The organism is Flavivirga jejuensis, from assembly GCF_030540765.1.
Taxonomy (GTDB): domain Bacteria; phylum Bacteroidota; class Bacteroidia; order Flavobacteriales; family Flavobacteriaceae; genus Flavivirga; species Flavivirga jejuensis.
In genome coordinates, this window is sequence record NZ_JAUOEL010000001.1 from 922168 (window position 1) to 947162 (window position 24995).

Here is a 24995-nt window from a genome sequence, read left to right on the forward strand (position 1 = left end):
AGACAAAAGAACATCAAAAGGAGACACTATTATTTCTGTTTTAGGTGTATCAAATTTCGTAAGACCTTAGTTAATTGTAAAGATGGTTTTTATTAAAAACAGGAAGTACTTTATAAGTATAATACTTATTTGTATTATTAATTATTATGACGGATTTAAGTCGTTTTATTTAGCAAATGACTATCATATAACAAACTTACGTCGAACTCAGGTTAAAAAGATGTGGGTACACCGTAGCTTTGCCACTCAGGCTAATCCCGATTTTTAGCAGGATCTAGGTTAATACCTAGCCCCTTGGGTCTATTTCTATTTAGGGTTTAAGGCTTGCTCTGAGGTTTAATACCTTTTATTTTGTTTGTCGATTCTTGATGTTCTTTAGTTGAATTGCTAATTAAATTATTCAACTCACTAAATTCTTCTTTTGTTAGCTCCCTATATTCACCAATAGGCATATCCATTTTAATATTCATTATTCTAACACGTTTAAGTGTTTCTACCTCATAATTTAGATATTCACACATACGACGAATTTGCCTGTTCAAACCTTGAGTTAAAATAATTTTGAATTGGTAGGTACTTAATTTTTCGACTTTGCATTTTTTGGTGACTCTGTTTAATTCTGCTAACTGAATACCACCAGACATACGCTCTACAAATGTTTGCGATATAGGTTTGTCTACTTTTACAATATACTCTTTCTCATGGTTATTGCTAGCACGCAAAATCTTATTTACAATATCACCATCATCGGTTAAAAGAATTAAACCTTCACTAGGTTTATCTAATCTCCCAATTGGAAAAATACGTTTTGGGTAGTTTATAAAATCAATAATATTATCTTTTTCAACAGAAGTATCTGTGGTGCAAACTATTCCAATAGGTTTGTTAAAAGCTAAATAAACAAAATTTACTTTGTCGTTTTTTATTTCTTTGCCATCAACATGAACGATGTCTCCTAGTGCAATTTTTGTGCCCATTTCTGGCACAACACCATTTATGGTAACACGTCCAGCTTCAATAAGTTTATCGGCTTCTCGACGTGAACAATAACCAACCTCACTTAAAAATTTATTAATGCGTTTTAACTCTACTTCCATGTCTCAAAAGTACAACATTTTATGCGTTTAAGAAGTCGACAATATGATTGTAAACAATGTCATTTTTTAGACCATGACCAAAACCTTTTGTTCCAATAAATTGTACTGTTTCGTAGTTTTTTTTGAATTTTAATCCATCTGTATAGGGAATGATCCTATCCTTTTTATCATGGATAACTAATATTTTTGCTTTGATCTCTTTTGAGAAATTAGCAGCAGAATAGTATTCTGGTAAATGATTGTATTTTCTTAATAAAAACTGCTTGATGGCTTGAGAAACTTTTTTATTATAACCCATCATAACCTCATACCGTTTAAAAATGTCAACAAAATCTGATGGCGCACCTAACGATACTAATTTTTTTATTGATTCTAAAGGTGTCTTATACTGAGAAAAAATAGTTGCTGTACCCCCAACAGAGTGTCCTATAATAGCGTTTGCTTTAAACTTTTTTGCGATAACACTTATACACTCCGAATAAAGAATGGCGTTAAATAATTTCCCTCCAGAATCACCATGTGCTGGTGCATCGAGTGTAATAATTGTGTAACCCAAAGATTTTAAAATTTCAATTAAAGGTTTCCATCTATATGCATTACTCTCCCAACCATGAGCTAATAAAATAGTGTCTTTTTTACCTTTCCAATAATATGTTTTTATTGAGATATTTTCATGAATAATATCTTCTTGAATGGCAGTGCTGAGGTATTGGACTTCTTCTTCATTAAGTCTCCCTTTTTGTGGGATTGAAAATAACTTAATGGCTAATTTTGCAGCATATTTTGACGAAAAATAACTTATTAGGTTGATATAAAAACCAATAACTTTTAGGAGGCGCTCATTCATTTAATCTTCTCTGTTTACTAGGTCTATAGAAAAAGCAGGTGTACAAATAGCAATATACTCACATACTTCTGCGAAGGGATTAGAATATTGAACTCTAGTATGCTTCTCTACTTTAATAGATTGACCAGCCTTTAAAATAATAATTTCATCCTCAATTATAAATTGTTTTTTACCTTTTATTATAAAGGTGAATTCATCAAATTCTGGGGTTTGAAAAGGTTCGCCCCATCCAGAAGGTGCTTTCATATGTGCGATACTAATTTCTGAATTTCCATCAGTAGTTATTCCAAAATGTTCTTTTATGACTTTTCCATCTGTGGTTGGTACAATAAATGGACTATCTTGAATACTATATTTTTTTTGCTTCACAAATCTTTAATTTTGAACACTGAACACTGAACACTGAACACTGAACACTGAACACTGAACACTGAACACTACTCATTTCATAGGTTTCTTCTTAATCATACCGCCTTTTAGGTCTTTAACAATTCCCATAATAATAAATGCATTTCTATCAATTTTATCAATTTCGGTTTGTAATCTGGCGAGTTCTAAACGAGTTACTACAGTGTAAATAATATCTTTATCGTAACTATTACCTTGTTTGCCAAAACCGCCTTTGCCAGCATAAATAGTACAAGCCCGTCTCAGTTTTTCGGTTATCATTATTCTTATGTCTTCGTGTTTGTTAGATATTATGGTAACACCAATATATTCTTCTACACCATCGACTACAAAATCTACTGTTTTTGCTGCTGCTAAATAGGTAAGAATAGCATAGAGTGCTGTTTCAATAGATAACACGCAAGCCCCCACAGAGAATATTGCGATGTTTATTAATAATAATACATCACCAATGGTTAACGATAATTTTCTGCTTAAAAATATGGCTAAAACCTCAGTGCCGTCAATAACACTTCCGCCACGCATAGACATACCAATTCCTAAACCTAAAAAGAAACCACCAAAAACAGCAATTAATAACTTGTCTTCGGTAACAGTGGGATACTCTACAAAATGGACAACTAAGGCTAAAAGTGTAATCGCTATAATGCTTTTTACTGCAAATTTGAGACTAATAGTTTTAGACGCGAGAATTAAAAAAGGCAGATTTACTAAAATTAATAATAATCCTAATTCTAGAGATGTAACATTTTCTAATAATAAAGAGATCCCTGTAGCCCCACCATCAATAAATTTGTTTGGGAGTAAAAAACCTTTTAAACCAAATCCAGCAGAAAATACACCAATTATTATAAAAATGTATTCTTTAACGGCATGTGATAATTCAACTTGAAACGTTCTTACCAAAGGCACTATTTGTTTTTTGCTTACAGGCTTATTTGCTTGCTTTTTTTCAAGCCTTTTGCGAGCAAGGTCAACTAATAGTTTCGATAAGAATGGGTTCATTTTGTTTGTTTATTAATGCATATTCCAATTTAGGAAAAAGTATTTTATTTTTGCATTATCTGGAATATGTGTTGCTTCAATTTTTACATCCATATTAAACCTAAGATTGGCAGGTAATTCTTTTTTATCTATAACAAAACTTGCATTAAAATCATTAACAATAATAAGGACAGAGTTTATCAGGTTATTAATTTTTGAAATTTTATAGGTATTTGAAATATCTTTAAAAGTACTTAGAGTAGATATGCCTTTATCTGTTTTATAACGAGGATCTATAACTTGAATACTTCCGATAGTAGCTGTTGAGTCTAAAACCTGTTTTGGAGTTAGAATTAAAAGTTTTTTACCACCTTTTTCAAAAACATCTATATTGTTTTTGTTTACTACAAACTCACCTCCGCTAATAAAAGTTGTTAAAGAATCATTAGCAAAAATAAGCTTAAGGTCTTTAATTTGTGTTGAATCTGTTAGCGACCCGATATGCTGCTTTCCAATTTCAAAAGGGTCTTGTTCTTTTTTACAACTAGAAAATAAAAGGCTAATAATAATAAGGCTTAAAAATGATCTATACATTATTTAAAAATGATTTACGATTTGGTTAATATTGATTGTCATTGATTTTATTGGTCTCAAATGTAGTTAAAACTATGTGCTTTAGTGTATGTCGCTTTCAATTTCTATAAATTTTTGACACGAGTTTCACGAATTCACACGAATTAAGTTTTACCAGATTTATTATTTTATATTTCGGCATGTTACGAAATAGTCTTTTAGTCTGCCAAATCGAAACTATAAGCTTTCTGTCCAGTGGTTTAACTATTTCTTCAGAATTTTAGTTAAAATACCGAAAACACTTCTTATAAACGTAGCACTTGTAAGTACTTTAACAATGGGATTCATTCTAGAGCTTGTTCTTTTAGAACTTGTTGAGCGTGCACGCTGTTTAGACTCTGCTTTTTTTAGAGCCTCTTTTTCTTGTCTGGCTTTTTCTTTTGCTTCTTCTGCTTCGGCTAGTTCTATCTTTTTATTAAGCATCTCGTAAGCACTTTCCCTATCAATATCTTTATTGTATTTTTTTACCAATTTTGATTTTGAAAGTAATGTGCTTAATTCTATATCGCTTAAAACATCCATTCTACTCATTGGTGCTCGCATCATAGTTGCTGCCAGCGGTGTTGGTCTTCCTTTTTCATCTAAAGCAGATACTAAAGCCTCTCCAATACCTAAAGACGTTAAGACCTCTGCGGTATCATAATATTCAGAATCAGGATAGTTTTGTGCTGTCAATTTTATAGCTTTTCTATCTTTAGCAGTAAACGCTCTAAGGGCATGTTGTACTTTTAAACCAAGTTGGCCTAAAACGGCTTCTGGAACATCTGTTGGGTTTTGTGTTACAAAATATAAGCCTACACCTTTACTTCTTATTAGTTTTACGATACTTTCAATTTGATTTATTAATGCTTTTGATGCTTCATTAAAAATAAGATGTGCTTCGTCAATAAATAGAATCAATTCAGGTCTGTCACTGTCACCTTGCTCAGGAAAAGTAGAATAAATTTCAGCCAATAAACTCAGCATAAATGTTGAGAATAATTTAGGTCTATCTTGAATATCTGTTAATCGAATAATATTGATATAACCACGCCCGTTCTCATCAATTCTTAATAGATCTTGAGTATCGAAAGACGTTTCACCAAAAAATAAATCGGCACCTTGTTGTTCTAATTCAACTACTTTTCGTAAAATGGCTCCAGTTGAAGCCGTTGAAATTCTACCATAAGCTTCCGTAAACTCTTTTTTGCCTTCATTAGTAGCGTATTGTAAGATCTTTTTAAAATCTTTTAAATCTAAAACAGGTAATTTATTATCGTCACAATACTGAAAAATAACAGCTACGACACCAGATTGTGTTTCAGATAGATCTAAAATTCTTGAGAGTAGTACAGGTCCAAATTCACTAACGGTAGCTCTTAAACGCACACCATCTTGTTCGGAAAGCGTTAAAACTTCTACAGGGAAACTTTTAGCATCAAATGGCAATCCTATTTTCTCATGGCGCTCATCAATTTTTGGATGTCCTGGGCTCGGTTGTGCCAATCCACTTAAATCACCTTTAATATCCATAAGTAATACAGGGACTCCTTTATCACTTAAATTCTCAGCAAGTACTTGTAATGATTTTGTTTTTCCTGTCCCCGTAGCACCGGCAATTAAACCATGGCGATTCATAGTTTTTAAAGGTATTTTTACATGCGCATCTGTAACTGTTTCACCATCTAACATGGCTGCACCTATGGGGATAAAATCACCTTTAGTCGTATTGCCTTCAGTAATATGTTTTAAAAATTTTTCTTTATTCCCCATGAACTATAATTTTGCATAAAAATACAGGAAAAATAAGGAAGAAAAAAATAAGGTTTTTATTGTGAAAAAAGAACCTATAAACCTGAGTTCGACGTAAGGAAAATAAATGTGAATAGCATCACTATTGAAAGAAATTTTGTTGTAGAATGAGGGCTTAAGACGACAAAATAAGCTAAAGAATAAAATTTAAACAGCTTCTTAATCTATTCACGCCATTTAACCCAAATGATTGCCGCTGGATCTATAACGCCAGAACCATTATTTCTAGCTTTTAACATGATATAGTCTCCAGCATTAAAATCAATATTAAAAGTAGTTCTGGTAAAAGACCCTCCAGAAAGATTAAACCTTCCGTCTAGAGTTGGGTCTGCATTATTTGGAACTGCAGTTCCGTTAACTACAATTTCAAAACTTTTTGAAGTATTTCCTCCTGATGACTCAATTGTGATATAAACAATACTACCATCGAAAGGCATTTTTGGACCTGTATCATCCTCTGTTGTTGAATTGTTACCAATATCTCCACCAAACCAGAGCATTCGATCATCTGCTGTTGCTTCATAGCCATATTGAAGGGCCGTTGTTTCTACACTAAGCCATTTCACTCTAGTGGCGTCGTACATAAATAGTTTGTCACCTATAACAGCTAGTTGCCCTGTAACAGAGCCTACGGGGGCGGTTTGAGGATTGATCTCTAGTGCAGGCATACCTGTATTAGTAGTTTCTATTTCTAATTCTGCCGTAGGTGATGTTGTACCAATACCTACTTGGGCATGACCAAAATAATGCATACAAAAGAGTAGCATTATAGAATAAGCTATTTTTTTCATCCTTGAGAGAGGTTTTTAGCAATTTACTTTTATATTACTAATATATAAATAAAATGCTTATGTTATACAAATATTTTTAAGGCAATTTTATGTTTTATCTTCATTACAATTTTTATTTTGTTTAACCCGTTGTGTATTTATGAAAAAACACTCAACTTGTTAAAAGTTAGTAAATCGTAGTAATCACACTATAAGTCATATATGACTGTCTTTTCTAAATGCATAGTAGGTATTTTTGTTTACTTATTTAACAAAAAATTGATTCGCATTAATAAAAGAGCCTGCCGTATAGGAGTCTGGATTTGCTCCCCATGTAAATTGCATCAAACCACCTCCTGTATTTTGATAATACCAAAATTCTATTCTGTGTTCTCCTCGTGCTAATGTGACACTATTACTTATTGTAACAGGAGATTGGTCGGACCAGTTTTCAACAACCAGAACATTATCGATATATATCCTGCTTCCATCGTCAGATCTTGCGTTAAATGTAAAAACACCTGTATTTTTAACCCTTATTGTACCTGTATAATTAAGAATATACCCAAGATTGTCTGGTTCTATTGAGGCTTTTGCAGTATCGTCTAAATCGCCATTAAAAACGCCTTGAGTGGTAGGGACTCCAAGTGTACGTTTGTTATCAATATTGGGCTCTGTAGTATTTGCTGTGTCCCATGTGTAATATTGTAGTCCGGGTTGATTAATACCATTTAAGGAAGATTCAATGATATCTCCATCACTGTCTACACCTAAAAGATATGTTTCGGTTCCTGTGACAGCGCCAGTTCCATAATTAGAAAATCTGACATTACCGCCAGAGACATCAAGTTGTGCTTGTGGATTTGTTGTACCAATACCTACTTGGGAGTTACTATAATAACTACTGAATAACAGCATTATTAAACACGAGGTTTTATTCATTCTTAAGATAGATTTTAAGGGGCTAATAGTTTAAATCAATCTTCGCCAAATGTATAAAACCAAAACTGAAAATCAAAATTTAATAAAAAAAATAATGGAATTATGTATCTTTGCAAACTATGAAAAAAGCAGTTCAGTTGCAGGTCGATAAAGGCAATATGTTGCCTTTAATGGAAGCGTTTTATACTATACAAGGAGAGGGGTATCATAAAGGCACTGCGGCCTATTTTATTCGCATTGGCGGATGTGATGTAGGATGTCATTGGTGTGATGTTAAAGAAAGTTGGAATGCTGATTTACATCCACCTACCGAAACTGTTAAGATTGTAGAAAACGCTAAAAAATATAGTGATACGATTGTTGTTACTGGAGGTGAGCCATTAATGTGGGACATGACAACTTTAACAAATCAATTAAAAGATGAGGGGTTCCAAACACATATAGAAACCTCTGGAGCTTATCAATTAACTGGTACTTGGGATTGGATTTGTTTGTCGCCAAAAAAAATGAAGTTACCTACTAAGGAGGTTTATAATAATGCTGATGAGCTCAAAGTAATTGTTTATAATAAAGCCGATTTTCGCTTTGCAGAAGAACAAGCTGCTAAAGTTAATAAGGATTGCATTTTATACTTACAACCAGAGTGGAGCAAACGAGATAAGGTAGTACCAGAAATTGTAGATTATGTTATGGCAAACCCAAAATGGAAAGTGTCGTTACAAACACATAAATATTTGAATATACCTTAAGATATTAGTATTCAGTGTTCAGTGTTCGGTTAATTATTAAAATAAAAATGTTCCAGCGGTATAAAGCCATTGGAACATTTTTATTTTGTCTAACGTCTAAACTTATGGATGTTAAAGTTTACATTTTGATATAAAAAAATCTATTCTTTTAAGAATTTTATTGATTCTCTTCCTGTGTTATTATGAAAATTAATTAAATAAGTGCCAGATGAGAGGTCTTCAATATTGAACTTATATTTTTTTGTTGTTTTATTATTAATATGCTCTCTACTTAATTGTCTTATAAATTTTGCATTTAAATCATATAACTCAATAAGTAAATTATCATTCGAATCGAATTCAATATCAAACTCAAGAATTGATTTAGCAGGATTGGTTTTTAATTTAATTTTTAAAGGTGTTCTTTCTCTTTCGTCAATTCCATTAGTGCCTAAAGAATTATCATCAGTAAACTTATAGATTGAAGTTCCGCTAGCGTAAGCCAAAGTTGAGTTGACAATAAAAACTCTATTCAGATTGCTTCCAATGTTTAGATTTGTCCAAGATTCTCCACCATTTAAAGTTTCATAAAAACCTGTGGTATGACCACCCATCCATCCTTGGTTTTCGTTTATAAAACCAACAGCTTGTATCCCCGTTTCTGGTGCATCGTAGCTTATCCATGTTAAACCACCATCAACCGATTTAACTAATTTTCCTGGGTTAGGAGAGACGGCATCAATAGAACCAAAAAGTACATTTGTGTTGCTTTCTAATATTTGCATTTTCCATAAATATTCTCCCTCAAGGTTAGAATTATATATTTCTGTCCAAGAAACGCCACCATCAGTTGTTTTTAAAATGGTTGCTCCATTATCACTTTTGCCAGAAGCAAAACCAGTGTCTTCTGTTAAAAAATAAATTTCGACAAGCGCATTAGCATAGCTAGACATATCGATGTATTGCCAAGTGTTGCCACTATCGGTAGATTTGATAATAAACGCAGGCTCAAAATATGCTCCACAACCGTATATTGTAGATGAACCAACTGTATTCAGTCCACAAATTGCTTGTGGATTTGTAGATATATTGGTTACTTCTGTCCAAGTGGTTCCGCCATCGTTAGTTTTAAAAAACGCGCCATTTAATGTGCCTAAAAAACCAATGTTTTCATCTAAAAATTCAATATTTCTAAAGTAGTAATCTCCTCCAAGAATCGTTTCATTTAATTGTTCAGACCAAGTATTACCACCGTCTATAGTTTTGTATACAGCTGCATAGTAGCCATTTGCAGCCCAGCCAATATTTTCATCGATAAAGAAAACATCATCAAAACGTTGGTTATTAATATTGGACGGAATATTTGTGCATGTTTGCCAATTAGGTTGTGCATTTGCATAGAAGCAAAAAAGTAAACATATTAGCTTTAAAATTCTCATAAAATATAATTGTAGGTTAATAGGTGCAAGTTATTGAAATTTGTAAATATTCATTTAAGTAGTTAGTTATTTTTAATAACTTTAACATTCATTTCTTCTACCTTTTTATTTGATAATAAAGATGGCGCTCCAAATAATAAATCTTCACTGGTTCCTGTTTTTGGGAATGCCATGACTTCACGAATAGATGCTTTTTTCTCTAAGATCATCATCAATCTATCAATACCCCAAGCTATCCCGCCGTGTGGTGGTGCACCATAATGAAAAGATTTATACATCGTACCAACGCTTTTAAGCATTTCTTCTTTATTGTAACCCATATTTTTATAGGTTGCTTCGAGTATTTCAGGTTTGTGAGCCCGAACAGAACCACCGCCTATTTCGTAACCATTTAAGATTAAGTCGTATTGCTGCGCGATGATATCTCCAATGTTATTCTCGTTGCCCTTCATATGCTTGTCTAAATCATATATCGCTGGCATAGAGAACGGGTTGTGTGTAAATGTCCAACGCCCTTCATCCGTTTTTTCAAACATAGGAAAATCTACGACCCATGCAGGTCTTAATTCCTTTGGGTTGATTAAACGCAACATGCTACCAAGTTCTTGGCGAACGGCGTCTAATGCTTTATTTGCAGTCCCATAATCTGCTGCCGAGAAAAACACAATGTCTCCTACTTGTGCCTCAGTTGTTTTAATAATACCAGCCGCAATGGTTTCACCTAAAAACTTAATAATTGGCGATTGTAAATCATTTTCATTAACAATAATATAGGCTAAACCACCCAAACCATGCTGTTGCGCAATGGCGGTTAACTTTTCTATTTGTCCTTTAGATAAACGTTTTTTTCCTTGTTCTTCGGCAGATACTTTTATACATTTTACAATACCACCTTCTTCAATAGGTTTGCTAAATACTTGGAAGGTTGTATCTTTTACAATATCTGTAATATCCTGTAGTTGTAAACCAAAACGTAGATCTGGTCTATCACAGCCATAATTGTCCATGGCTTCTTTATAAGTAAGAACTTCAAACGGGTGTAAAATCCATTTTTTACCATATACCTTTTTAACAATATCATTGAACATATTGGTGTTCAAATCTATAATTTGTTGCATACTGGCATAAGCCATTTCTAAATCTAACTGTGTAAATTCTGGTTGCCTATCGCCACGAGAATCTTCATCTCTAAAACAACGTGCAATTTGGAAATACTTTTCGTAACCACTTACCATCAACATTTGTTTAAATTGTTGCGGTGCTTGTGGTAAGGTGTAAAATGCACCCGATTGTTTACGTGTTGGCACTATGAATTCGCGAGCACCTTCATCGGTACCTGCACTTAAAATAGGCGTTTCAATTTCTAAGAAATCTTGATCGTCTAAAATATCACGCATTAACTTGATAACCTTATGTCGGTTAACAATGACTCTACGAACATCATCATTTCTATGGTCTAAATATTTATATTGAAAACGAACATTTTCATTTGTTTTAGTGGCTCTTTTTATTTCAAAAGGCAGGGTTTTAGAAAGGTTTAAAATCTCTAAAGTAGCTGTTTCCATTTCTATTTTACCAGTTCGTAAAGCGGCATTATAATCATCTTCTTTACGCTGTACGATTGTTCCAGTAACACTGATAACCGATTCTGGTTTTAATTTTACTAACTCGTCTAAATTAGGAAATGATTCTCTGCTTAAACGTACTTGAAAAACCTCGTTACTAGAATCTCGTAAATCGATAAAAATAAGCTCTCCATGATCGCGAACACTCGATACCCACCCAGAAAAAGTCACTTCTTTAGAAATACTTTCTTCAGAAATATCTGAGATTAAATGCGTTCTGTATTCGTCTTTTATAATAATAGGAATTTCTGGTAAAACCTCTTCTTGTATTTTGGTTGTTTTTGTTTGAGCTTCGACTGCGCTCAGCCTGACATTTGTTGTTGGTTGTTTAGTCGTTTGAGAAGAATTTTGCAATTGACCAATAATCCCTTCACGAATTATTTTTCCAGAAGCGCCTTTTCCAATAATGGCAATTACTTTACCAACAAGAATACCTGCTTTGCCTTGATTTCCTGCTTTAATATCATTTGCAATAGTTTCGTTTTCTGAAATTACTGTTGCAATAGCATCCTGAATTTTAGATTCTGAAATTGTGTTTTCTTCAAAATAGTTATTGTAATCAAAATCTCTGTCTTTAAGATACGATGTAATGGCATTTTGAACTAATACAGAGGTTATTTTTTCATCCTTAAATAGTTTGAAAATTTCAATGAGGTGTTCAATTCTATGTATGTTGGCATACGCATCTGCACCAATATTATTTACTAATGTTTTTGCAACAAAAGATGGATCTTTAAGCTCATTATTGATGGCGACAAAAGTTTCAGAGCGTAATGAATCTGCTGTAAAAAATTTAGCGTCTTGTGGTAAAACGCCCCCTTTAATTAAAATAGATTCTATGGCGAACGGCAGTGTGCTAGTATCAACATTAATAGATTCTACGGCGTCTTTTATAGAAACAAAAGGTAGGTCGGGCTCTGAAATAAAACGATAATCGGCTTCAAACTCCTTTTTACGCATCGTTTTGGTTTGCTTTAAATCGGCATCCCATAAAACGGTGGTTTGATCTGGTCTAAACTCTTTATGTTCGATGTAATAGTCAAGCTGTTTTTCAATCTCTTCTTTTAAAGCCTCTACCATAAACTTAAACGAGTTTAAGTTTTTTATTTCGGTACGTGGATTTAAATTATAGCTGTGTTTTTTACGTAGCGATACAGAAACATCTGATTTAAACTCGCCTTTTTCAAGATTGGCTTCAGATATTTTTAAATTTTGAACAATACGTTGTATGTATTGTGCATAGGTTGAAGCATCTTCTATATGACGAATACAGGGTTCGGTTACAATTTCAATAAGTGGAACACCCGCTTTATTAAAATCGACTAACGACACAGTTTTTTCGTGCATCAATTTGGCAGCATCTTCTTCAATATGTACCTGTGTTAAATTAACGGTAAATTGAGAGCCATCATTTCGGAAACAAGATACTTGCCCGTCGGGTATAATGGGGTTATGAAACTGTGTTATTTGAATATTTTTCGGGTTGTCTGGGTATTCGTAATGTTTTCTATCCCAAGAAATCACTTCGTTTTCAAAAGATGATTTTACTGCTTTTCCAAAATAAATAGCTTTGTTAATAGCTTCTTTATTAATAGCGGGTAAAACACCCATTTGCCCTGTGCAAACAGAACATATATTTTCGTTTGGTGTTTCAATGTCGTCGTTCGGGCAAGAACAAAACAACTTGGTTTTTGTGTTTAATCGTACATGTGTTTCTAGTCCGATTACCAATTCTAACTCGTGGGCTTTTAATGCCGCGTCTAATTGTTCCAGTTCCATTATATCGTGTCTTTTAAGAAGTTAGCAAACTTCAAAACGAGTTCGTCATTATTTTTTGCTGCCGTAATTTGTAAACCTGTTTCTGTACCTTGAGGAACGGTTAAAGTTGGTAGTTGTCCCAAGCTAAAACCGACGGTGTAAGCATCAGATAGATACATGGCCAAAGGATTTTTTAAACTAGCGCCTATTTTTGGTGGTGTACTTGGTGTAACAGGGGATAAGATAATATCAACTTCTTCGAAATCTTTTTCAAAATTCTCAGAAATTGAATCTCTTAGGGCAAGTCCTTTTAAATATATTTCATCAGAAAACCCCTGAGATAATACTTGATTCCCCCCAACAATTCTGCGTTTGGTTTCTTCAGAGAATTTCTCAGACCGTGTTACAGCATAAGATTCTTTTAAATTTGTATCATCAATACGATCTCCATAATTGGTGCCATCTAAGCGCGATAAGTTAGAGGCTGTTTCTGCCATAGCCAATGTGTAGTAGGTAGAAACGAGAATATCAGATTTAAAGAAATCCAGTTCTTTTACTTTAATACCTTTTGCTTTTATTTTTTCAATGGATGCTAAAAAGTCTTCTTTAATTTGCGTATCAATCGCTTCGCTTTCAATAAAGTTTTTAAAGTAACCAACGGTTTTAATGCCTGTTGTGTCTAAAATGCTTGTTTCTTCAATGCTTTCTGAAGTATAAGTCGTTTGGTCTTTAGTGTCTTCTCCACTCATTGTATTTAAGACAATACGAATATCTTCAACAGATTTTGCTAAAGGTCCCACACAGTCTGTTGATGATGCGTAAGCCATTAAACCGAAACGCGAAATACGTCCATAAGTTGGTTTTAAACCATATATATTATTATAACCAGCAGGTTGGCGTACTGAACCACCAGTATCTCCACCAATAGAAAAAACGGTATAATTTTTAGCAACATTTACGGCAGAGCCACCACTAGAGCCACCACCAACTAGTTCTGGGTTTATAGCGTTTTTAACAGCTCCAAAAATAGTATTTTCACTAGATGATCCATGACCAAAACTATCACAGTTTTCTTTTACAATGGGAATAGCGCCAGCATCCAATAATTTTTGAATGGCTGTGGCGGTATATGCCGATTTATACTTTTTAAGTAAGTCTGAACTCGCCGTTGCATAAGTGCCTTGTAGCATATATACATCTTTAATTCCAAACGGAATCCCTTCAAGTAACCCAATAGTTTCGTTATTAGCAATTTTGGCATCTACCTTGGCGGCTTGTTCTAAAGCCAATTCAGTTAATAACGTGTTTACTGTGTTATAAGCGTTCTCTTTTAGGGCGCTTAACTTCTCTTGTATCAAGTCTACACAAGATATTTTCTTATTCATCAATTGTTGATGGATGTATCGTATTTGAGATTCCATAATCTATGCCTCTATAACTTTAGAAACTACTAAATAGCCATCCTTCTCTTTCGGGAAATTTTCTTTAATGATTTGTTTTTCTAAAGTAGAACTTTCAATCACTTCATCATTTCTCAAATTATTTATAGACACACAATTATTATGATTATTATTAAAGGAATTATTATTTGTTGTTTGTGCATTTTTAATCACATCAAATAATCTGTTCACAGCCTCAGAGGGTTGTGCGCCTTTAATACTCGACAATACGTCGACTGTCATAATTTTACTCATGGTTTCATTTATTAGATTAACAAAAAAAAGCCTTCCAAATTTGGAAGGCTTTATATATTTTTAAACAATAACCTTCCAATCCTAAAAATTAGGATTATTGAAATTATTATTGTTATTATTTGTCATAATGCTTGTTCTGTTGTCAAATATATATAGAAAAATTCACTAAACATCATTTTTTACTCATCTAATATTTTTATTGTCAAATTAATAAAAAACTTAAAATTAATTTATTGGTTTTATAATGATTATTCGTTTAGGCTTCATTCTTGATAGAATGTTTGGTAGTTATAAATCAGAAAAAAAGATTTTTATTTGTTTTGTTAATCATTTTGTTAAGGTTTTTAAACTACCATGTCCAGGCAGTTTTTATTTAGTTGTTTTACGTTTTTACCTCATAAGTTAATTTTAAATGGATTAAAATAAATGCTTTTTTAGTTGATAATTTAGATTTGTTTTTTTACGAAATTTTAAACCCAAATTTGTGAAAAAATGGATTGTTGATAAATAATTTTATTGATTAATATTTTTTAAAGCTGCCATGTTTTTGGTAGCTTTTTTATTAATGTATTCATTTTTATAAAAATAATGGCATAATATGTCCTTTCGGGCTATTTTGGTCTTTTTGGAGTGAATAGATGGTGTTTGAGTTTCTATTTTTGCATGAAATTTATAACCCTAATAATATGACTAAACCATTACTTTTTTTATGTGCCATCTTTTTCTATAATGTAGTGTTTTATTAAATAATCTGTCGGGAACTTCTACTTATAGAAGTGTTGAGAGCTGTTAGTGAGGATGTTGAACTTTCGATTTCTGATGAAAAACAAGGTGACTATTCTTGTAAATAACGATAGTAATACGTAATTATCAGTTTATGATATTAATGGTAGGGTGTTACTAAATCAATATTTAATGATAATGAAGCTAGTGTTGGTATTTCGGATTTTTGAAAATGCTATTTATCTGTTTAAGATTAAAATAACAACGGAAGAAGTCGTTAACGAATAACTAAAGACTAGAATAATATATTGATTAAGGCAAGTTGTAAAGCTCTTAGAGTACCGTCGTAGGTTAACATGGTGGTATTTGTTTTGTAAAATAGACACAAAACATTTTGTTAAATCTGTGAAAAAAACTGATAGTATTTAGGAAAGTAGGTTAGTTTATCAGTTTTTTAGCTGCCATGTATATTGGCAGCTTTTTTTTGTCTAAATACATTTATTTTTAAACTTTCTAATAAATAAAAACGTTAATACTGGTTTGAAATATCGTTTTTATGAGGTTTTCCTGTTTTTGTCTAAGATTCGAAAGAAAAAAATAAGTTAAAATCTAATTTAAGATGCTTTTTAGTTGATTTAAGACGTTTTTAAGTAATTAACAATTGTTGATAATTATTGTATAAAGTCTCTATAGAGCTTTTTAAAGGTATGATGATTTCGTATATTTGTTAATAACCAAAAATGATGCATTAGCATCATTTTTTTATGATATAAAGACAAAAATTAACTTATAGATACATAATAATATGAGTGAAGAGAAAGAAGAGTTTAATAAACACAATTATTCGGCTGATAGTATTCAAGCATTAGAGGGTATGGAGCATGTACGTATGCGTCCATCCATGTATATTGGAGATGTTGGCGTACGTGGTTTACACCATTTAGTATATGAAGTGGTTGATAATTCTATTGATGAGGCCTTAGCTGGACATTGTAATAATATTACAGTGACTATTAATGAGGATAATTCTATAACGACTGAGGATGATGGTCGTGGAATTCCCGTAGATTTACATAAAAAAGAAGGCGTTTCTGCGCTTGAGGTTGTTATGACCAAAATTGGTGCAGGAGGAAAGTTTGATAAAGATTCTTATAAAGTTTCTGGTGGTTTGCACGGTGTTGGTGTAAGTTGTGTAAATGCATTATCCGAACATTTAAAAGCAACGGTATATAGAGGAGGTAAAATTTATGAGCAAGAATACGAACGCGGTAAATCTATGTATCCTGTCAAGCAGATTGGAGAAACAGATAAAAGAGGAACTACGGTTACTTTTAAACCAGATTCTACAATATTTACGCAGACTTTAGAATATAGTTACGACACACTTGCAAGTAGATTACGTGAGTTAGCATATTTAAATAAAGGAATCACGGTTCATTTAATTGACAAAAGAGTAACTAAAGAGGATGGTGAATTTGAAGGTGAGACGTTTCATTCTAAAGAAGGCTTAAAAGAATTTATTAAGTATTTAGATGCCACTCGTGAGCCTTTAATGAAAGATGTTATTGCTTTTGAAGGTGAAAAGAATGGTGTACCTGTTGAAGTTGCGATGATTTATAATACATCATATGCAGAGAATTTACACTCTTATGTAAATAATATTAATACACATGAAGGAGGAACACACCTTTCTGGTTTTAGACGTGGATTAACACATACTTTAAAAAAGTTTGCCGATGGATCTGGGATGTTAGATAAACTGAAGTTTGATATTGCAGGTGATGATTTTCGTGAAGGGTTAACAGCTATTATCTCTGTAAAAGTTCAAGAACCTCAATTTGAAGGGCAAACAAAAACAAAATTAGGAAACAGAGAAGTCTCTGCTTCTGTAAGTCAGGCGGTTTCTGAGATGCTAACAGATTATTTGGAAGAGCATCCAGATGATGCAAAAACCATTGTTCAGAAAGTAATTTTGGCAGCTCAAGCACGTCATGCAGCACAGAAAGCACGTGAAATGGTGCAACGTAAAACTGTTATGTCTATTGGTGGATTGCCTGGGAAATTGTCTGATTGTTCAGAACAAGATCCTGCAAAATGCGAAGTTTTCCTTGTTGAGGGAGATTCGGCAGGTGGAACAGCCAAACAAGGTCGTGATAGAGCATTTCAAGCTATTTTGCCATTAAGAGGAAAGATCTTAAATGTTGAAAAAGCAATGGTTCACAAAGTATTTGAAAACGAAGAGATTAAAAATATTTTTACTGCACTGGGTGTTACTATAGGTACCGAAGAAGATAGTAAAGCGTTAAATCTTTCAAAATTACGTTACCATAAAGTCGTTATTATGTGTGATGCCGATATTGATGGTAGTCACATTGCGACGTTAATTTTAACATTCTTCTTTAGATTTATGAAGGAGCTCATTGAGAACGGTCACATATATATTGCAACACCACCATTGTATTTAGTAAAACGTGGTGCTAAAAAACAATACGCTTGGTCTGATCAAGAACGCGATGAGATCGTTAGTGAATATGGAGATGGAAGTAAGATTCAACGTTATAAAGGTCTTGGAGAGATGAATGCAGAACAACTTTGGGATACCACTATGAATCCAGAATTTAGAACCATGCGTTTAGTACAAATAGATAATGGTACTGAGGCTGACAGAATTTTCTCTATGCTTATGGGGGATGAGGTACCACCTCGTAGAGATTTTATTGAAAAGAATGCGATTTATGCGAATATAGATGCATAAATAAGATAAATTAATTATTTAAACAACCCTGATATTTATTAATGTCAGGGTTTCTTTTTTTGCAAAAACATCGTTGAAATGCATTTTTTTTCGACTAAAAGTTGTTTGACATGGTTTTTTTTGTACTTTTGCTTCAACCAAATTAATAAAAGGATGAAAAAAATAACCTTATTATGTTTACTTCTTTTGGTAACACATATATCTCGTTCTCAAGAACTAGAAAGTATTTTACTAGCATCTAAAGAGGATGCAAACAAGTTAATGAAAAGTTATATTAACCCTGCAATGAAAGGATTAATATATGGAATGAATAGTGGATGGTATCATACCGCTAAAGTCCATAAAAAATTAGGATTCGATGTTACTATTGGTCTTAACGCTTCTATGGTGCCGTCAAAAGATGAGCTCTTCGATATTGCAGGCTTAGGACTAACAAGTATAACACCTTCAGGATCATCTATAACTCCAACAGTTGCTGGATCTGGTGATGGTGCTATGTTAGATGTCAATGCAACCGTTGAGGGACAGACAGTAACAGCTTCTTTTGAAATGCCTTCTGGTGTAAGTGATGATTTACCCTTAGGAGCCGTACCAACACCATCCATACAAGTAGGTGTAGGCTTGCCTTATAAATTTGATGTGATGTTACGTTTAGTTCCAGAAGTAGGAAGTGATGATGTAAAAGGTAAGTTGTTTGGCGTTGGACTTAAAAGGGAAATAACAAGCATTTTTGGACCAGCAGATAAATTACCATTACACGTTTCTGTATTAGCTGCATATACATCTATGGATGTTAATTATGGTATTGATGGTGATATTATACCTGGTCAGAATCAAAATGCAGAATTTAAATTAAATGCGTATACAGTACAGGCCATAGGTTCGTTAAATTTTCCAATTATTAATGTTTATGGAGGTTTAGGATATACTGGAGGTAGCTCTACGTTAAAAATGCAAGGTACTTATGAGTTACAATATAACAACATTCCAACTTCTATATCTGTTACAGATCCTATAGATTTAGATTTTGATACAGGTGGTCTTAGAACCACACTAGGTGTTAGATTAAGTCTTGGCTTCTTTAAAATTTTTGCAGATTATACGTTACAGGAGTATAATACATTATCCGCAGGAATGGCGTTTAGTTTTAGATAAAAATTAAAAAATATAACAATTTAATTTTAGTTAGTTTATATTTCATAATTAGTTTAAAAAGTACAAGATTTTATCTTGTACTTTTTTTATTTAGAGTATATTAATTTGTAATTTCGCATGACTTAGGTCATATAATATAGGCTTTTATATTGTGAAATTTGTACTAATAAAAATTTCATTTGAAAAAGGAATAGTTAAAGAGTTACTAATAACAATAATAATAAAAATAATAAATACATGAAAGTAACAGTTGTAGGAGCAGGAGCAGTAGGTGCCAGTTGTGCAGAGTATATTGCTATTAAAGATTTTGCTTCAGAGGTCGTTTTATTAGACATTAAAGAAGGTTATGCAGAGGGAAAAGCTATGGATTTAATGCAAACAGCATCATTAAATGGTTTTGATACTAAAATAACTGGTATTACTAACGATTACAGTAAAACAGCAAATAGTAATATTTGTGTCATTACCTCAGGTATTCCTCGTAAACCAGGAATGACACGTGAAGAACTAATAGGTATTAATGCAGGTATTGTAAAAGCAGTATCATCTAGTTTAATAGAGCATTCTCCAAATACGATTCTTATAGTAGTTAGTAATCCTATGGATACGATGACGTATTTAGCACATAAATCAACTAATTTACCTAAGAATAGAATTATTGGTATGGGTGGCGCTTTAGATTCTGCTCGATTTAAATACAGATTAGCTGAAGCTTTAGGAGCCCCTATTAGCGATGTTGATGGTATGGTAATTGGTGGACATAGTGATACTGGTATGGTACCATTAACAAGTCAGGCAACTAGAAATAGTATAAAAGTATCTGAGTTTTTAAGTGATGACAGGTTAAATCAAGTAAAAGAAGATACTAAAGTTGGTGGAGCAACACTTACTAAATTATTAGGAACTTCTGCTTGGTATGCACCAGGTGCTGCTGTTAGTGCTTTGGTACAAGCGATTGCTTGCGACCAGAAAAAAATGTTCCCTTGTTCTACATTTTTAGAAGGGGAGTATGGTTTAAATGATATCTGCATTGGGGTGCCTGTAATTTTAGGTAAAAACGGTATTGAAAGTATTGTTGATATCGAGCTTAGTGATGCTGAAAAAGCACATATGCAATCGAGTGCAGAAGGTGTTAGAAAAACAAATGGATTGTTAGAATTATAATAATTTATTCTTTTAATATAATTTAAGGCTACCAAGATATTGGTAGCCTTATTTATACCAGTTATATTTAGAATTATGAAAACAATATATGCTTATTTAATTATTACTATAGTTTTGTTTTCCTGTGATGCCTTTAAAGAGAAACAAGACTATCGTCCAATAAAAGGGGGGGGCAGAAATCTCAGGTGATTTCACATTAAAAGAGGCGCAAGACTTAGCCATTATTTTAACATCACAAAAATATATTCTCAAATTAGAGCTATTACAGTATTCAAAAAGCAAAAAATAGTTTAATAATCATAATATTCAATACCTTAAGATATTTATTTTTTTATATTTGGAGATTGAAACATCCATCACGATTTTTTAATTTCTAAAAATAATTATTTGGATGCTACTTGTGATCACTGAAATACAATAGACACACACTCATGAAAACCAAATGGTACTTTAGTACTTTAGTTATTACCCTTACTTTATTAGGTATCTGTCAGGAGCGATTTTCTGTACCAAATCAGGAAATTGTAATGAAGTTTATCTATGAAGAGGTTTCATCAGGTGAAGTTCAAGAAGCCATTGCTGTTGTAAAAAAACAATTGCAAATTTTAGGAGCAGATAATATACAAGTAGGCGAGAAAGAAGATGGAAGCTTAAAGATTACGTATTACAGTGATGTTAATGTAGCTAACATAAAAAAAATACTTTCTAAAGGAAAAGATCTAGATATAGGTTTTGCCTCATCTAATCAAGATCAAGAACACTCCAAGTTTCCTTCTAGTGAAAATACTACTGGATATAATCTAGATGTATATGAAATCCAAAAAGGTACAGATGGTGATTCTAGTCTAAATGGAACACTTGTAGTAGAGCTAAAACACGAATACGATCGATTTACAAACCCTTTTCTATACGTAGGTGCTGTAAATAGCAAAGAAAGAGACCAAATTGTTAAAGTAGCGTATATATTACGCAGAAATATTGCTATTGCAATAGATAATATATCTCATAATGTTCCAGATGTTAGGGCAGGGCCAAACACACTAGGGAATTCTTAACCCTAAATAGTGCTTTTTTATTCTACAAACGGTAAAGCCCCTTTGTAGAAAACATTCAAAATATTAAAAAGCATTTTCCGAAAAACAAAAATACAATAAGATAAGTTTTCATCATTTATTTGAGAAAGCTATAAAATATCTTGTTTTTAATCATAAAAAAATAAATGTCAGATTATAAGGGAAACCAATATAGCAACCCGTTTTAAAAAATTTGACAAAAAAATAATAAAAGCATGCAAAATAAAGGATTAGTAAAGTTATTTGCTATTTTGTTCGGCTTGGTAAGCATTTATCAATTGTCGTTTACATTTAAAGCAAATCTAATAGAAGGAGATGCAGAGGAGATCGCAATCAATAAAATTCCAGAAACGGAAACTGATTATCGAGCTAAGAGAAGTGAAGAAGAAGTTAATTATTTAGCGTCTATAGCGACTGATACTGTTTTTAATCTTGGTATTTCCAAATTCACTTACAACGATGTAAAAGAAAAAGCAATGCCTTTAGGTTTGGATCTTAAAGGAGGTGTTAGTGTTACTTTACAAATATCTGTAAGAGATATTTTGGAAGGGTTAGCAAATAAAAGTAAAGACCCTGCATTTAATAAAGCTTTAGATGATGCGTTTGAACTTCAAAAAGATGCTCAAGAATCATATTTAGAATCTTTTTTTAGAGCTTTTAATGCCATTAAGGGAGATACAAAATTAGCCTCACCAGATATTTTTTATACAAAAGATTTAGATGGCGAAATTAACGCTAATATGTCTGATGATGAGGTAGAACAAGTCATAGAGCAGAAAGTAGATGAATCCATTGTTTCTGCTTTCGAAGTATTGCGTAAACGTATTGATGAGTTTGGTGTTACATCTCCAACGATTCAACGTCTTGGTAATTCTGGAAGAATATTGGTAGAGTTGCCAGGTGTTAAAGATAAAGAGCGTGCACTTAAATTATTACAGAATACGGCTCAATTAGAGTTTTGGGATGCATATAAAGGTGAACAATTCTTTAACTTTTTGGCACAAGCTAATGAGCTTTTAAAAGAAAAGGTTAAAAAGACCGAGGAAAAAGAAGAAGAGGAGCCTCAAGATGGAGAAAATGATGGAAGTGATACTATTGACGATCTTTTAGGAAATGCAACAACAGATTCTACAGCTGTGGAATCTGAAAACAATCCTATTTTTGATTTATTTAGAGGACAAGGTTATCAAGGAGGTCCTGTTATTGGGAGGTTTGAACTTAAAGATAAGGCAACACTTCTTGATTATTTAAACAGTTCAGAAGTAAGAGCGTTATTACCTGCAGAACAACGCTACGCAAAATTTGTTTTTGGGAAGCCAGAACAAGATAGTGAGATAGTAGATTTATACGCTTTAATAGGCAATAGAGATAATACACCTCCGTTAAGTGGTGCTGTTATTGTAGATGCTCGTAACCAATTTGACGCAGCAAATAGATCTGAAGTTTCTATGCAGATGAATGCAAAAGGCGCTAAGGTTTGGGAAGAAATGACAGGTAAAGCATATAACCAGCAAAGTCATATAGCTATTGTCTTAGATGATATTGTATATTCTGCACCAGGCGTTACAACAGGGGCTATTGCTGGAGGAAGTTCTTCTATTTCTGGGAATTTTACATTAAATGAAGCTGTCGATTTAGCAAACGTATTACGTGCAGGAAAATTACCAGCATCTGCTGATATTATTCAAAGTGAAGTTGTAGGTCCATCGCTTGGTCAAGAAGCCATTGATAGTGGTACTATGTCTTTTTTAATTGCTTTGGTGTTAGTATTAGTGTGGATGATATTTTATTATGGTAAAGCTGGTGGTTTTGCAGATATTGCCATGTTATTAAATATTTTATTAATCTTTGGTGTTTTATCAGGATTAGGAGCTGTGTTAACATTACCTGGTATTGCAGGTATTGTATTAACTATTGGTATGTCGGTAGATGCCAACGTACTTATATTTGAGCGTATTCGAGAGGAATTAACTAAAGGAAAAGGACAAAAAGAAGCTATTAAAGATGGCTTTAGTAATGCCTTATCTTCTATTTTAGATGCAAACATTACTACTGGTTTAACAGCATTGATTTTATTCATATTTGGTACAGGACCAATTAAAGGGTTTGCAACGACGTTATTAATTGGTATAGGCACATCTTTATTTACAGCTATTTTTATTACTAGATTGTTAATTGATTGGTACGCGAATAAAGATGGTAGATTAGATTTTTCTACGCCTATGACCAAAAACCTTTTCAGAAATATAAGCATCGAATTCTTAAAGAAACGTAAAATAGCTTATATCATTTCTGGTGTTTTTATTTTGGTGAGTTTAGGATCGTTATTTACGAATAAGTTAGATCAGGGTGTCGATTTTGTAGGAGGTAGAACGTATCAAGTGCGTTTTTCTCAAGATGTTAGTGCTTCAGAAATCACAGGTATATTGTCAAACCCAGATGTTTTTGGTAGTGCTGATGCTAAAACCTTTGGTAATGCAAATCAGTTAAAAATCACAACAAAATACAAGGTCGATGAGACTGGTGCTGAGGTTGATGAAGCTATTAGGAAATCATTATTTACTGCCTTACAACCGTATTTAGGCGACATGTCTTATGAAGATTTTTATAGTGATTCTGATACTAAGACAGTTGGTTTGATGAAATCTGATAAAGTAAGCCCAACCATTGCAGATGATATTAAACAAGCATCATTTTGGGCAATTTTTGGATCTTTAATAGTTGTATTCTTGTATATATTAATTCGTTTTAAAAGATGGCAGTTCTCTTTAGGTGCTGTTGCAGCTGTATTCCATGATGTACTAATCGTATTAGGGATCTTCTCTTTAACGTACAAGTTCATGCCATTTAATATGGAAATAGATCAAGCATTTATTGCTGCTATTTTAACGGTTATTGGTTATTCATTAAATGATACCGTGGTTGTGTTTGATAGAATTCGTGAATTCTTTAATGAGCATGGTAATTGGGAGTTTAATCGTGTTGTAAATGTATCACTTAGTAGTACATTGAGTAGAACATTAAATACGTCGTTAACAACTCTTGTTGTGTTATTAGCAATCTTTATTTTTGGTGGAGATTCCATTAGAGGGTTTATGTTTGCTTTAATAGTTGGGGTTATAGTAGGAACTTATTCCTCACTATTTATTGCAACACCAATCATGTATGATTCAGTTAAAAAACTAGACGATAAAAAGTAAGGAGGTTAACTAATTTAAATTAGTTTCTTTTTATAAAGAAAGCCCATCAGCATTTGTTGATGGGCTTTCTTGGTTAAGTGCGTTTGCAAAGTAGATACATGCTCCACAAACGTTGACTGGATTATTAAGGCTAATTTTAAGTGTTCCAGATTAGGCCCTAAGTAGGAGATCGTTCTTTTTATTGATAAATAAGGGGTTTTAATGTATTT

General features: G+C 32.8%; 18 protein-coding genes. 6 read left to right on the top strand and 12 right to left on the bottom strand.

Annotated features, from left to right (window positions below):
• Positions 1 to 317: 317 nt before the first annotated feature.
• From rluF to Q4Q40_RS04100, 8 genes are all read right to left on the bottom strand, one after another.
• Positions 318 to 1097, bottom strand: a complete 780-nt coding sequence (rluF, locus tag Q4Q40_RS04065) for a 23S rRNA pseudouridine(2604) synthase RluF (protein ID WP_303300424.1) — start codon at positions 1095 to 1097, stop codon at positions 318 to 320.
• Between the two features lie 19 nt (positions 1098 to 1116).
• Positions 1117 to 1944 (bottom strand): alpha/beta hydrolase family protein, encoded by an 828-nt coding sequence (locus tag Q4Q40_RS04070; protein WP_303300425.1) that lies wholly within the window; start codon positions 1942 to 1944, stop codon positions 1117 to 1119.
• Positions 1945 to 2313: a cupin domain-containing protein gene (locus tag Q4Q40_RS04075; RefSeq protein WP_303300427.1), complete on the bottom strand. Its 369-nt coding sequence runs from the start codon at positions 2311 to 2313 to the stop codon at positions 1945 to 1947. It lies immediately after the preceding gene.
• A gap of 72 nt (positions 2314 to 2385) precedes the next feature.
• The gene (locus tag Q4Q40_RS04080; protein WP_303300428.1) at positions 2386 to 3357 is read right to left on the bottom strand and encodes a YitT family protein; all 972 of its coding nucleotides are present in this window, start codon (positions 3355 to 3357) and stop codon (positions 2386 to 2388) included.
• Between the two features lie 12 nt (positions 3358 to 3369).
• Positions 3370 to 3930 (bottom strand): hypothetical protein, encoded by a 561-nt coding sequence (locus Q4Q40_RS04085; RefSeq protein WP_303300430.1) that lies wholly within the window; start codon positions 3928 to 3930, stop codon positions 3370 to 3372.
• A 243-nt stretch (positions 3931 to 4173) separates the two neighbouring features.
• A complete protein-coding gene (locus Q4Q40_RS04090) occupies positions 4174 to 5721 on the bottom strand; it encodes a helicase HerA-like domain-containing protein (protein WP_303300431.1) in 1548 nt (515 codons plus the stop codon).
• A 203-nt stretch (positions 5722 to 5924) separates the two neighbouring features.
• Positions 5925 to 6551 carry a hypothetical protein gene (locus Q4Q40_RS04095; RefSeq protein ID WP_303300432.1) on the bottom strand — a complete coding sequence of 209 codons (627 nt, stop codon included), beginning with the start codon at positions 6549 to 6551 and terminating at the stop codon, positions 5925 to 5927.
• A 243-nt stretch (positions 6552 to 6794) separates the two neighbouring features.
• A complete protein-coding gene (locus Q4Q40_RS04100) occupies positions 6795 to 7472 on the bottom strand; it encodes a PA14 domain-containing protein (protein ID WP_303300434.1) in 678 nt (225 codons plus the stop codon).
• A gap of 119 nt (positions 7473 to 7591) precedes the next feature.
• On the opposite strand from Q4Q40_RS04100, the gene Q4Q40_RS04105 reads away from it, so the two are divergent.
• Positions 7592 to 8221: a 7-carboxy-7-deazaguanine synthase QueE gene (locus Q4Q40_RS04105; protein WP_303300435.1), complete on the top strand. Its 630-nt coding sequence runs from the start codon at positions 7592 to 7594 to the stop codon at positions 8219 to 8221.
• 140 nt (positions 8222 to 8361) lie between these two features.
• Here the strand turns inward: Q4Q40_RS04105 and Q4Q40_RS04110 are convergent, their stop codons facing one another.
• The 4 genes from Q4Q40_RS04110 to Q4Q40_RS04125 all read right to left on the bottom strand — a co-directional run bounded on the left by Q4Q40_RS04110 (position 8362) and on the right by Q4Q40_RS04125 (position 14716).
• Positions 8362 to 9639, bottom strand: a complete 1278-nt coding sequence (locus Q4Q40_RS04110) for a YCF48-related protein (RefSeq protein WP_303300437.1) — start codon at positions 9637 to 9639, stop codon at positions 8362 to 8364.
• A 62-nt stretch (positions 9640 to 9701) separates the two neighbouring features.
• Positions 9702 to 13043, bottom strand: a complete 3342-nt coding sequence (gene gatB/aspS / locus Q4Q40_RS04115; RefSeq protein WP_303300438.1) for a bifunctional amidotransferase subunit GatB/aspartate--tRNA ligase AspS — start codon at positions 13041 to 13043, stop codon at positions 9702 to 9704.
• Complete coding sequence (locus Q4Q40_RS04120) at positions 13043 to 14443, bottom strand: amidase family protein (protein WP_303300440.1); 1401 nt, start codon at positions 14441 to 14443, stop codon at positions 13043 to 13045. The genes gatB/aspS and Q4Q40_RS04120 overlap by 1 nt, the downstream gene beginning before the upstream one ends.
• 3 nt (positions 14444 to 14446) lie before the next feature.
• Entirely contained in the window at positions 14447 to 14716 is a 270-nt protein-coding gene (locus tag Q4Q40_RS04125) for an Asp-tRNA(Asn)/Glu-tRNA(Gln) amidotransferase subunit GatC (protein WP_303300441.1), read from the bottom strand.
• 1528 nt (positions 14717 to 16244) lie between these two features.
• Here Q4Q40_RS04125 and gyrB point away from each other — a divergent pair.
• From gyrB to secDF, 5 genes are all read left to right on the top strand, one after another.
• Positions 16245 to 18194 (top strand): DNA topoisomerase (ATP-hydrolyzing) subunit B, encoded by a 1950-nt coding sequence (gene gyrB, locus Q4Q40_RS04130; protein WP_303300443.1) that lies wholly within the window; start codon positions 16245 to 16247, stop codon positions 18192 to 18194.
• A gap of 153 nt (positions 18195 to 18347) precedes the next feature.
• Complete coding sequence (locus tag Q4Q40_RS04135) at positions 18348 to 19349, top strand: DUF6588 family protein (protein WP_303300444.1); 1002 nt, start codon at positions 18348 to 18350, stop codon at positions 19347 to 19349.
• Positions 19350 to 19586: 237 nt separating this feature from the next.
• Positions 19587 to 20513, top strand: a complete 927-nt coding sequence (gene mdh, locus Q4Q40_RS04140; RefSeq protein ID WP_303300445.1) for a malate dehydrogenase — start codon at positions 19587 to 19589, stop codon at positions 20511 to 20513.
• A 431-nt stretch (positions 20514 to 20944) separates the two neighbouring features.
• Positions 20945 to 21568, top strand: coding sequence for a hypothetical protein (locus Q4Q40_RS04145; protein ID WP_303300446.1), 624 nt, complete (start codon positions 20945 to 20947; stop codon positions 21566 to 21568).
• A 233-nt stretch (positions 21569 to 21801) separates the two neighbouring features.
• Positions 21802 to 24786, top strand: a complete 2985-nt coding sequence (gene secDF, locus Q4Q40_RS04150; RefSeq protein WP_303300448.1) for a protein translocase subunit SecDF — start codon at positions 21802 to 21804, stop codon at positions 24784 to 24786.
• Positions 24787 to 24995 lie beyond the last annotated feature (209 nt).

Excerpts from the sequence above, each read along its gene's own strand:
- Q4Q40_RS04080 (WP_303300428.1), bottom strand. The coding sequence starts at position 3,357 with ATGAACCCATTCTTATCGAAACTATTAGTTGACCTTGCTCGCAAAAGG.
- Q4Q40_RS04095 (WP_303300432.1), bottom strand. The coding sequence starts at position 6,551 with ATGAAAAAAATAGCTTATTCTATAATGCTACTCTTTTGTATGCATTAT.
- Q4Q40_RS04090 (WP_303300431.1), bottom strand. The coding sequence starts at position 5,721 with ATGGGGAATAAAGAAAAATTTTTAAAACATATTACTGAAGGCAATACG.
- Q4Q40_RS04100 (WP_303300434.1), bottom strand. The coding sequence starts at position 7,472 with ATGAATAAAACCTCGTGTTTAATAATGCTGTTATTCAGTAGTTATTAT.
- Q4Q40_RS04110 (WP_303300437.1), bottom strand. The coding sequence starts at position 9,639 with ATGAGAATTTTAAAGCTAATATGTTTACTTTTTTGCTTCTATGCAAAT.
- gatB/aspS (WP_303300438.1), bottom strand. The coding sequence starts at position 13,043 with ATGGAACTGGAACAATTAGACGCGGCATTAAAAGCCCACGAGTTAGAA.
- Q4Q40_RS04145 (WP_303300446.1), top strand. The coding sequence starts at position 20,945 with ATGAAAACCAAATGGTACTTTAGTACTTTAGTTATTACCCTTACTTTA.
- Q4Q40_RS04105 (WP_303300435.1), top strand. The coding sequence starts at position 7,592 with ATGAAAAAAGCAGTTCAGTTGCAGGTCGATAAAGGCAATATGTTGCCT.
- gyrB (WP_303300443.1), top strand. The coding sequence starts at position 16,245 with ATGAGTGAAGAGAAAGAAGAGTTTAATAAACACAATTATTCGGCTGAT.
- Q4Q40_RS04070 (WP_303300425.1), bottom strand. The coding sequence starts at position 1,944 with ATGAATGAGCGCCTCCTAAAAGTTATTGGTTTTTATATCAACCTAATA.
- mdh (WP_303300445.1), top strand. The coding sequence starts at position 19,587 with ATGAAAGTAACAGTTGTAGGAGCAGGAGCAGTAGGTGCCAGTTGTGCA.
- rluF (WP_303300424.1), bottom strand. The coding sequence starts at position 1,097 with ATGGAAGTAGAGTTAAAACGCATTAATAAATTTTTAAGTGAGGTTGGT.
- Q4Q40_RS04135 (WP_303300444.1), top strand. The coding sequence starts at position 18,348 with ATGAAAAAAATAACCTTATTATGTTTACTTCTTTTGGTAACACATATA.
- Q4Q40_RS04125 (WP_303300441.1), bottom strand. The coding sequence starts at position 14,716 with ATGAGTAAAATTATGACAGTCGACGTATTGTCGAGTATTAAAGGCGCA.
- secDF (WP_303300448.1), top strand. The coding sequence starts at position 21,802 with ATGCAAAATAAAGGATTAGTAAAGTTATTTGCTATTTTGTTCGGCTTG.
- Q4Q40_RS04085 (WP_303300430.1), bottom strand. The coding sequence starts at position 3,930 with ATGTATAGATCATTTTTAAGCCTTATTATTATTAGCCTTTTATTTTCT.
- Q4Q40_RS04120 (WP_303300440.1), bottom strand. The coding sequence starts at position 14,443 with ATGGAATCTCAAATACGATACATCCATCAACAATTGATGAATAAGAAA.